We start from the raw sequence: 10,190 nt of genomic DNA, 5'->3' as shown, positions 1-10,190 counted from the left end.
ACCGTCACTGGCTCGAAGACCCTGCTCAGTTTCGACAACCGGCATGTACTGGTCGATTGCGGCCTGTTCCAGGGATACAAGCAACTGCGCCTGCGTAACTGGGAGCCGCTGCCGGTCGATCCGGCGTCGATCAGGGCGGTGATCCTCACTCATGCCCATCTCGACCATAGCGGCTACCTGCCGCTGTTGGTGCGCAACGGATTCCGCGGACCCATTTATGCCAGCGACGCTACCTGGGACCTGTGCAAGATCCTGCTGCCGGACAGCGCCTACCTGCTGGAAGAAGAAGCGGCTTATGCAAACCGCCGCGGTTTTTCAAAACATCATCCTGCCTTGCCGCTATATACAGTGGATGACGCCGAGCATGCGCTGCGCCTGTTCCGCCCGGTTCCTTTCGGCAAATCGTTTGACGTCGAGGGGCTGGACGTCCGGTTCTCGCGCGCGGGTCACATACTGGGTGCGGCCAGCGTGCTGATCCGGCATGACGGCACCAGCATCGCTTTTTCGGGCGACCTCGGTCGGGTCAATGACCCGATCATGATGGCGCCGGAGACGATTGCGCAGGCCGACTATGTCGTGGTGGAGTCCACCTATGGCAACAAGCCGCATCTCGACAGCGACCCGCTGGAAAAGCTGGCGCGCACGGTGAGCGAAACTGCCGCGCGTGGCGGCGTCACGATCATTCCGGCGTTTGCGGTGGGCCGGGCCCAGACCATCATGTACGACCTGCACCTGCTCAAGGAATCCGGCGCGATACCGTCCGGGCTGCCGGTGTACCTGAACAGTCCGATGGCAGCCAACGCCACCGACGTCTACGTCAAGCACAGCAGCGACCATAAACTGACGCGCCAGCAGGTCAGCGACATGTGCGAGAGCGCGCGCATCGTCCGGTCGGTGGATGAATCGATTGCGCTGAACCTGCGCCGCGTGCCGATGGTCATCATCGCCGCCAGCGGCATGGCGACCGGCGGGCGCGTGCTGCATCACCTGAAGGCGTTTGTCGGCGACCGGCGCAATACCGTGCTGTTCGCCGGCTACCAGGCTGGCGGCACGCGCGGTGCAGCCATGCTGGCCGGAGCCGACTCCATCAAGATCCACGGCGAGTATTACCCGGTGCGGGCGCAAGTGGAGCAGATCGACAACCTGTCGGCGCATGCCGACGCCGGCGAAATCATCGATTGGCTCAAGGGTTTTACCGTGCCGCCCAAGCAGACCTTCATCATCCATGGCGAGCCGGACGCGGCTGACAATATCCGAAAGCGCATCGAAGAGACCCTGCACTGGCGGTGCCGGGTGCCAGACTACCTGGAGTCCTTTACGCTGGACCGGTCGGCGGACTGATCGGCCTACCGGGTCGGTTTCCCGGTTTCTCGAAGCGGCGGTCAATCCAGGCCAGATAATTGGTTCCCGATAGGGGACTCGGAAGTTAGTTGCTCAATAAGCAATGGGATATCGTTGCACGCAATATCCTGAACCGTTTGCCGTTCCCGCCCGGATGCCATCCCCGGCAAGCCCATCCGGTCCTTTTTGATACAAGTCAAAATTTTCCGCCGGCCCATTTGTTACGCTGCCCCGAACTTGAACGTTTCCGGAAAGCCACCTGTGCTGCCAATTGACCTGCCGCCGCTGCGCCTGCGTAACAAGACCCTGCTACCGATCGTGCAGGGCGGCATGGGTGTTGGCGTCTCCGCGCATCGGCTGGCCGGCAGCGTGGCCCGCCTGAATGCGCTGGGCACCATTTCCAGCGTAGACCTGCGCCGCCATCACCCCGACCTGATGGCGCAGACAGCAATATCCCGCGACAAGGCCACCATCGACTGCGCCAACCTGGTCGCACTCGACCGCGAGCTGCGCGCGGCGCGCGAGATTGCACAGGGCAATGGCGCCATCGCAGTCAATGTCATGCGCGCGCTGGAGCAATACCCGGCCTACGTCAGGCAAGCTTGCGAAAGCGGCGCCGACGCCATCGTTGCCGGCGCCGGCCTGCCGCTGGACCTGCCCGCATTGACGGCCGCCTGGCCGGACATGGCGCTGATCCCGATCCTGTCGGACGCCCGCGGCATCTCCCTGTTGCTGAAAAAATGGATGCGCAAGAATCGCTTGCCGGACGCCATCGTCATCGAAAACCCGCGCTATGCCGCAGGACACCTGGGCGCGGCACGGATCGATGAAGTCGACTCGCCGCATTTCGCATTCGAACTGGTACTGCAAGCCACACTCGAACTGTTCCAAAAGCTCGGCATTGAATCCGAAAAAATTCCACTGATCGTCGCCGGCGGCATCCATGAGCCGACGCAGGTGCGTGCGCTGCTCGGCCTCGGTGCGTCCGCAGTCCAGCTCGGCACGCCGTTCGCAGTCAGCGAGGAGGGCGACGCCCATCCCAACTTCAAGCGTGTGCTGACCCAGGCCAGGCCGGAAGACATCGTCACCTTCATGAGCGTGGCGGGCCTGCCGGCGCGTGGCGTACGCACGCCCTGGCTCGACAATTACCTGCACAAGGAAGCCAAGCTGCAATCGCGTGCCACGCAACGCGATTGCACCGTCGGTTTCGACTGCCTGCAACAGTGCGGCCTGCGCGATGGAATCGCCCGCGCCGGCCAATTTTGCATCGACCGGCAACTGGCGTTTGCGTTGCAGGGCGATGTCGAGCGCGGGCTGTTCTTCCGTGGCTCGGAAAAACTTCCGTTTGGCAATGCAATACGGCCAGTACGGGACCTGATCCAATTTTTACTGACCGGGATTTCCCCGGACAAGGAGAGCAACGATGTTCAAAACAATCCTGGTACCCACCGATGGATCCCGGCTGTCTGAGTTGGCTGTTGCGGCAGCAATCACATTTGCCAGCGAAACAGGCGCCAGCCTGGTCGCCATTTCGGTTGCTGAAGCTTATCCGTACCCGATGGGCAGTGAAGGCGGCATCGTGCCCGACATGAGCGGCTACGAGGCGGCGCTGCGCGAGACCGCCGGCAAGCATGTGCAGCGCATTGCGGAGCAGGCTGGCGCGAAAAATGTGCCCTGCAAGACGACCGTGGTGACCGGTTTCACTGCTGCCGACGAAATCGTCAATGCCGCGCGCGAGTTCGGCTGCGACCTGATCTGGATGGCGTCACACGGACGTACCGGCATGGAACGCATGCTGATGGGAAGCCAGACGCAGAAGGTGCTGGCCCACGCCGTCGCACCGGTGCTGGTGTATCCGCTGAAAAAATCATTAACTGCCCCGACATCGACTGGAGAGTTGACATGAACAGTACCGTAGCCGCCACCGGCAGCGCCCCGGCCTCCCATGTGGCGCGTGACGCCATCCGGCTGATCCGCGACGAACACAGCCGCCTTGCCGCCGTCATCCACGGCATGTTGCACATGGCGCGCCAGATGGCCAAGACCAAGGTCGAGCCAGACCTGAAGGTCTTGCGCGCAATGCTTTTCTACATCAGCGAATATCCGGAACGCTTCCATCATCCGAAGGAAGACCAGTTCCTGTTTGCCCGGCTGCGCAGCCATACGCACGACTTCGATGGCGCGCTGGACACGCTCGAAGCGCAGCATGGCCAGGGCGAGTCACTGGTGCACAAGATGGAGCACATGCTGATCCGCTTGGAGTTTTCAGGGGTACAGGCTTATGCGCCGTTCCTGCAGATGGTCGAGGACTACGCCGAGTTTTATTTCAATCACATGCGCATCGAAGAAGAGACGATCTTGCCGGGCGCCGAAAAACAGCTCGACGAAACCGACTGGCAAGCTGTCGGCCAGGCCTTCGCTGCCAACGTCGATCCGCTGGAAAAGAAGGAACTCAAGGGCGACTTCGACCGGCTGTTTTCACTGATCGTGAATATTGCGCCAGCGCCGATCGGTTTAGGGGATGCCACTGCCTGATGTGGCAAGGCAAGTAGCAAAATAGCCTGGCAATACAGTGTCCCGGGATGGGGCGCTGAAGAGCGGCCCCGGCCATCAGCCTGGGCCGCGCCTTGCAATGCTAGTGCGCAAACAGTACGGGCAAGGTCATCGAGGACAATAACTTGCGCGTCACGCCGCCCAGCAGGATTTCGCGGAAACGCGAATGGCCATAAGCGCCCATCACCAGCAAGTCCGACGACAGGTCCGCCGCCAGCGAGAGCAAGCCCTCGCCAGGATCCTTGACGGCGGATTCCATCATGGTTTCCGCCTTCACCCCATGCCGTGCCAGGTACAGCGCGATGTCGGCGCCCGGTTGCGGCCCATGCACATCGCTGTCCTGGTCCGGATTGATGACGGCGATCTCCACCTTGTCGGCTTGTTGCAGCAAGGGCAGCGCCGCGGTCACTGCGCGCGTGCTTTCGCGGCTGCCGTTCCATGCCACCAGCACGCGTTTGCCGACCGCCGGGAAATGTCCTGCATAGGGCACGATCAGTACCGGACGGCCGCAATTGAGCAGCACGAATTCGGGAAAATTTTCAGCGCCGCCCATCATCGCTTCATTGCGGTCTTCCTGGCTCAGCACGACCAGGTCGCTGTAGCGCGCCTGCAGCGTGATACCGGCCGCGGCCTCGTCATCCATCAGCCGTCGTTCAATGCGCGATGCACCTGCGCTGCGGGCGACGGCTTCGGCGCTGTCCAGCGCTTTCGTGGCACGCTGGTGCAACAAGGCGCGGTGCGAATTGATCACCGGATCGGACTGGGCAAGTTCTTCACCTGTCATGGCAAAGCGCGACAAGCCGGTCATCGCCGCCAGCACCAGGTGCGCATCGTGTGCGGCGGCGAGCCTTGCCGCCACCTGTGTGCGCTGCGCGCAGTGTGCCGACAGGTCGACATGGACCAGGATGGTTTTGTATGACATTTGTGTCCTCCAGACTTCGTGCTAGGGTTCGGCTACTGAATGTTTTTCGAGTTATTGCAAGCGTAGGCATCGTCCGGATTTTCGTCCAGCACAAGATCCCTGGTGAAACAGCCGCGCCGGGCAATTTTGATGCAAGTCAAGGTTGCCGACCAGATTGTCCTGCGATCAATCGCGTTCGCGTCCTTCCGTTGCCAAACCCACCAGGATCCCGAGCATGAGCATACGCAACCTGTCCAAGCTTTTCAATCCGGCATCGATCGCCATCATCGGCGCCTCCGATCGTGCCGCCAGTGTCGGCAGCACCGTGCTCGGCAATATGCTGGCGGCCGGTTTCAAGGGTGCGCTGTATGCGGTCAACCCCAAGTACGACCAGGTGCAGGGATTGCGCTGCTATCGCCACCTGCGCCAACTGCCGCAAGCGCCCGAGCTGGCCGTCATCTGCACCCCGCCCGATACGGTGCCCGCCATCATCGCCGAACTTGGCCGGCGCGGCACCCGGGCTGCGATAGTGATCACCGCAGGACTTGGCGTACACGACCATGAGGGGGTGCGGCTGACCCAGCGCATGCTGGACGCGGCGCGGCCGTACCTGCTGCGCATCCTTGGCCCGAACTGCGTGGGCATGCTGGCGCCCGCGATCGGCGTCAACGCCAGCTTTGCGCATACCGGTGCGCTACCGGGCCACATCGCCTTTGTGTCGCAGTCCGGGGCGCTGGTCACGGCAGTGCTGGACTGGGCGCGCTCGCGCGGCATCGGTTTTTCCAAGTTCATTTCGATGGGCGAAAGCGCCGATGTCGATTTCGGCGACGTGCTGGACTACCTGGCACGCGATCCGGATACGCGTTCGATCCTGATGTACGTGGAGGATATACGCCATGCCCGCAAGTTCATGTCCGCTGCCCGCGCGGCGGCACGCAGCAAGCCGGTGATGGTGATCAAGGCTGGTCGCGCGCCGGAAGCGGCGAAGGCGGCGGCGTCCCATACCGGTGCGCTGGCCGGCGCCGACCTGATCTACGATGCCGCCTTGCGCCGGGCCGGCATGCTGCGCGTGATATCCACCGACGACTTGTTCGATGCCGTCGAGACGCTGGCCTACGCGCGCGCGCTGCATGGCGAGCGGCTGGTGATCATCACCAACGGCGGCGGCCCCGGCGTGATGGCGACCGATGCGCTGATAGCCGCCGGCGGCACGCTGGCTACGCTGTCCGAGCCGACGCTGAAACTGCTGGACAAGCATCTGCCGCCGACCTGGTCGCGCGGCAATCCGGTCGACATCATCGGCGACGCGCCGGTGGCGCGCTACCGTGAAGCGATGCAGATCCTGCTCGATAGCGAGGACGCCGACGCCATCCTGTTCATCCATGCGCCCACCGCGATCGTGCCCAGCGCCGACATTGCGCGCGCGCTGGCGCCGCTGGTGGCTGCCAGCAGCCGCAACGTGCTGGCGTGCTGGCTGGGCGCTGATGCGGTGCGCGACGCGCGCCTGCTGTTTGGCGAGGCCGGCATACCGACCTTCGACACGCCGGAAAAAGCGGTACAGGGATTCATGCAGATCGTGCAGTACCGGCGCAACCAGTTCCTGCTGATGCAAGTGCCGCCGGCGCTGGCCGAGCAACGCGCGCCGCAGCGGGAAATGGCGCGCGCGCTGATCCGCGCGGCGCTGGCCGACGGGCGCAGCATGTTGACCGAGCCCGAGTCCAAACAGTTGCTGGACGCCTACCATATTCCGGTGGTGCAGACCCGGGTCGCCGCCGACCCGGATGCGGCTGCGGCCTGTGCCCGGGCAATCGGCTTTCCGGTCGCGCTGAAAATCCTGTCGCCCGATATCAGCCACAAGTCCGATGTCGGCGGCGTGGTGCTCGACCTGGAGGACGCCGACGCGGTCAGGAACAGTGCCGCGACCATGCAAAAGCGGCTGCACGCGGCGCTGCCGAAGGCACGGCTGGCCGGATTCACGGTGCAGCAGATGGCGCGCCGTCCGCAGTCGCACGAGCTGATCGTGGGCGTGTCGACCGATCCGGTGTTCGGTCCGGTGATCCTGTTCGGGCAGGGCGGCACCGCGGTCGAAGTGATGGCCGATTCCGCGATCCAGTTGCCGCCGCTGAACCGGGTGCTGGCGCTGGACCTCATCAGCCGCACCCGGGTGGCGCGGCTGCTGCAGGGCTACCGCAACCGTCCGCCGGCAGACATGGACGCCATCTGCGACACGCTGATGCGGATCTCGGCGCTGGTCACCGATATCGACGAGCTGATCGAACTCGACATCAATCCCTTGCTGGCCGACGAGAATGGCGTGATCGCGCTCGACGCCCGGGTCAAGATCGGACCGGCGCGGCCGGACCGCCTGGCAATCCGGCCTTATCCGGATGAACTGGAAGAGACACGCCAGTGGCAGGGGCCGGAGGGACTGCAGCCCATTGTGTTGCGTCCGATCCGTCCGGAAGATGGCGAGGAGCATGTGCGCTTTTTCAAGGCGCTGGAGTCGGACGATGTGCGCTTGCGCGTGTTCACCCAGATGAATGAATTGCTGCCCGCACAACTGGCCCGGCTGACCCAGGTCGATTACGACCGGGAAATGGCATTCGTTGCCGTTCGCCAGCGCGCCGATGCCAGTTGGGAAACATTGGGCGTGGTGCGGGCCATCGCCGATCCGGATAACCAGAAGGCGGAATTCGCCATCATCGTGCGCTCCGACCTGAAGGGCCATGGACTGGGCCGGCTGCTGATGACCAAGATCATCGACTACTGCAAGCGGCGCGGCACCGGTGAAATCATTGGCGAGGCGCTGGCGCGCAACCGCGGCCTGATCCGCCTGGTGCAGAGCCTCGGCTTCGAGGTCAAGAACCCCGAGCGCGGCGATGACACGGTGTCCTTGCACTTGCCATTGCAATCAGTCGCCGGCTGATTGCAGCAGCCGGGTTTTGTCAGATAGTTGTTCTCGCGATCACCGGGCGGGCGTCTTGGGCGGCAGCACCCGGCTGATTTTGACTTGGATCAAGGATTGCGCCGACCCCGCTGCCTACACTTCATTGCCTTGGGAATGGGCGTCCTGTCCGGGCGCTGCCCGCAGCAGGAGTCGAAGAAATGACGCAGTCCCTCCATCCGGGGCCGGCCAGTCCGGCAATCGAATTCGACGCCGCCCTGATCGGCAAGCTCAGCCAGCTCGGGCCCCGCTATACCTCTTACCCGACGGCGGACCGTTTCACGGAGTCCTTCGGTTATCGTGACTACCTGCAGGCGGTGGCCGCGGTGCGCCGCGTCGGCGGCCGGCATCCGCTTTCGCTGTACGTGCATATTCCGTTTTGCCAATCGCTTTGCTATTACTGTGCCTGCAACAAGATCATCACCCGCGACCGCAGCAAGGCTGAAACCTACCTGGGCTACCTGAAGCGCGAAATCGAGATGCAGGGCCAGCTTTTTGCCGGCGCCAACCAGATCGAGCAGCTGCATTTTGGCGGCGGCACGCCCACCTATTTCAGCGACGCGCAGATGGATGAACTGATGCGCCATTTGCGGCGCTGGTTCTCCTTTGCGCCGGACGCCATTGGCGAGTACTCCATCGAGATCGATCCGCGCACGGTGGACCGTGAGCGCATCCACAAGCTGCGCCGCCAGGGCTTTAACCGGCTGTCGATGGGTGTGCAGGATTTCGATCCGGACGTGCAGGCGGCGGTCAATCGCATCCAGCCCGAAAGCATGACACTCGACGCGATTGCCGCGGCCCGTGAAGCCGGCTTCCGTTCGGTATCGATCGACCTGATCTATGGCCTGCCCAAGCAAAATGTGATTTCGATGGGAACCACGCTGTCCAAGGTGATTGCAGCGGATCCCGACCGGATATCGATCTACAACTACGCGCACATGCCGCACCTGTTCAAGTCGCAAGGCCTGATTGACGAGGCGGCAATGCCCAGCGCACAGGCCAAGCTCGACATGCTGGCCCTGTGCATACGCCGGCTGACGCGGGCTGGCTACGTGTACATCGGCATGGACCATTTCGCCAAGCCGACCGACGACCTGGCGATCGCACAGGGGCAGGGCCGCCTGCACCGCAATTTCCAGGGCTATTCCACCCATGCCGATGCCGACCTGGTTTCCTGCGGCGTATCGGCGATCAGTTCCGTGGGCACCACCTACAGCCAGAATGTCAAAACCCTGTCGGCGTACTACAATCATCTGGACAAGAATGACCTGCCGATCGCACGCGGCATCAAATTGGGCATGGATGATGTGCTGCGGCGTTCTATCATCCAGATGCTGATGTGTAATTTCGAATTGTCCATGCCATCGCTGGAGCAGGCTTATCCGATCACATTCGCATCCTATTTTGCCGCCGAGATGGAAAAGCTGCGCGGCTTCGAACAGGACGGGTTGCTGGAAATTGATGATAAATGGATCACGGTTTCGCCCAAAGGGCGACTTTTGATCCGCAATATATGCATGGTGTTCGACCGCCACCTGAACGAACGTCGTGCCGAGCCGCAGGCAGCGCCGCTGCGTTATTCCAAAACCATCTGACCGACAATACGCTGCTGCCTGTGCCCACTGGTTTATCCCTGTTCCCGATTTTCCTGGTCGGCCTGTTGGGTGGCGTGCATTGCATCGGCATGTGCGGCGGCATCGTCAGCGCCTTTTCGGCCGCTGCTCGTTCGCGGCCGCCGACTTCCGCATTCCCGGTGCCGGTCGTGACCGCCAAGAACACGGCTATAGCCGGCGCAGGCATCGGCGCCGACGGTCTGTTGCGCGTGGCCTCCTACAATGCCGGGCGCATCGGCAGTTACATGGTGGCGGGTGCACTCGCCGGCAGCATGCTGGGCGGGGTGCAGGCATTGCTCGACCTGGCCAGCTTGCGCCTGGCGATGTACTGGCTGGCCAACGGCATGTTGATCGTGCTCGGTCTCTACCTGATGGACGCGTGGCGTGGATTGCACAGCCTGGAAGCGCTCGGGCAAGGCTTGTGGCGGCGGCTGCAACCGCTGATGAAGCCGCTGCTGCCGATCGACCATCCGGCCAAGGCGCTGGCGCTCGGCGCGCTCTGGGGCTGGGTGCCGTGCGGCATGGTCTACAGCGTGCTGGCCACCGCCATGCTCACTGGCACTGCGGTGGGCGGCGCCTCCGTGATGCTGGCATTCGGCCTGGGCACATTGCCCACGCTGTTGGCAATGGGGCTGGCTGGTGAACGCCTGCGCGGCTGGTCGCGGCAACGTCGTGTGCGCATTGCCGCCGGCTTGCTGGTGCTGGCTTTTGGCGTGGCCGGCATGGCGCGGGCGGCCAACGGCTTTGCGCCAAGCTGGCTGGATGTCTTTTGCATCACGCCGGCCCCGGCCGGGGCGCATCGATGAGCAGCACGGCCTCCAATCCCGATGCGCTGGCG

8 protein-coding genes are annotated in these 10,190 nt (G+C 63.3%); 7 read left to right on the top strand and 1 reads right to left on the bottom strand.

The genetic code is table 11. The features are described 5' to 3' along the window. The 4 genes from Q7T64_RS05080 to Q7T64_RS05065 form a co-directional block, all read left to right on the top strand. On the top strand, positions 1-1,341 hold a 1,341-nt coding region (locus tag Q7T64_RS05080; RefSeq protein ID WP_304792223.1), incomplete at its 5' end, for an MBL fold metallo-hydrolase RNA specificity domain-containing protein. 261 nt (positions 1,342-1,602) lie between these two features. Next, positions 1,603-2,811 (top strand): nitronate monooxygenase family protein, encoded by a 1,209-nt coding sequence (locus Q7T64_RS05075; protein ID WP_304792219.1) that lies wholly within the window; start codon positions 1,603-1,605, stop codon positions 2,809-2,811. After that, positions 2,765-3,247 carry a universal stress protein gene (locus Q7T64_RS05070; RefSeq protein WP_304792216.1) on the top strand — a complete coding sequence of 161 codons (483 nt, stop codon included), beginning with the start codon at positions 2,765-2,767 and terminating at the stop codon, positions 3,245-3,247. Before Q7T64_RS05075 ends, Q7T64_RS05070 begins: the two co-directional genes overlap by 47 nt. After that, positions 3,244-3,876 (top strand): hemerythrin domain-containing protein, encoded by a 633-nt coding sequence (locus tag Q7T64_RS05065; protein WP_304792212.1) that lies wholly within the window; start codon positions 3,244-3,246, stop codon positions 3,874-3,876. Before Q7T64_RS05070 ends, Q7T64_RS05065 begins: the two co-directional genes overlap by 4 nt. 100 nt (positions 3,877-3,976) lie before the next feature. Here the strand turns inward: Q7T64_RS05065 and Q7T64_RS05060 are convergent, their stop codons facing one another. After that, entirely contained in the window at positions 3,977-4,816 is an 840-nt protein-coding gene (locus tag Q7T64_RS05060; RefSeq protein WP_304792208.1) for a universal stress protein, read from the bottom strand. A gap of 214 nt (positions 4,817-5,030) precedes the next feature. On the opposite strand from Q7T64_RS05060, the gene Q7T64_RS05055 reads away from it, so the two are divergent. The 3 genes from Q7T64_RS05055 (at position 5,031) to Q7T64_RS05045 (ending at position 10,158) form a co-directional block, all read left to right on the top strand. Further along, positions 5,031-7,721, top strand: coding sequence for a bifunctional acetate--CoA ligase family protein/GNAT family N-acetyltransferase (locus Q7T64_RS05055; RefSeq protein WP_304792205.1), 2,691 nt, complete (start codon positions 5,031-5,033; stop codon positions 7,719-7,721). A 179-nt stretch (positions 7,722-7,900) separates the two neighbouring features. Beyond that, positions 7,901-9,334: an oxygen-independent coproporphyrinogen III oxidase gene (gene hemN / locus Q7T64_RS05050; RefSeq protein ID WP_304792202.1), complete on the top strand. Its 1,434-nt coding sequence runs from the start codon at positions 7,901-7,903 to the stop codon at positions 9,332-9,334. Between the two features lie 20 nt (positions 9,335-9,354). Next, on the top strand, positions 9,355-10,158 hold the full coding sequence (locus Q7T64_RS05045; protein ID WP_304792199.1) for a sulfite exporter TauE/SafE family protein: 804 nt from the start codon (positions 9,355-9,357) through the stop codon (positions 10,156-10,158). The last annotated feature ends 32 nt before the right edge of the window (positions 10,159-10,190 follow it).

The sequence above is a fragment of the Lacisediminimonas sp. genome (assembly GCF_030645335.1).
GTDB lineage: Bacteria > Pseudomonadota > Gammaproteobacteria > Burkholderiales > Burkholderiaceae_D > Lacisediminimonas.
The sequence above is the reverse complement of the archived record's forward strand: the minus strand, read 5'-3'. Positions and strand labels throughout refer to the sequence as shown.

Coding starts and splice junctions, on each gene's coding strand:
- Q7T64_RS05070 (WP_304792216.1), top strand. CDS start 2,765: ATGTTCAAAACAATCCTGGTACCCACCGATGGATCCCGGCTGTCTGAG.
- Q7T64_RS05065 (WP_304792212.1), top strand. CDS start 3,244: ATGAACAGTACCGTAGCCGCCACCGGCAGCGCCCCGGCCTCCCATGTG.
- Q7T64_RS05060 (WP_304792208.1), bottom strand. CDS start 4,816: ATGTCATACAAAACCATCCTGGTCCATGTCGACCTGTCGGCACACTGC.
- Q7T64_RS05055 (WP_304792205.1), top strand. CDS start 5,031: ATGAGCATACGCAACCTGTCCAAGCTTTTCAATCCGGCATCGATCGCC.
- hemN (WP_304792202.1), top strand. CDS start 7,901: ATGACGCAGTCCCTCCATCCGGGGCCGGCCAGTCCGGCAATCGAATTC.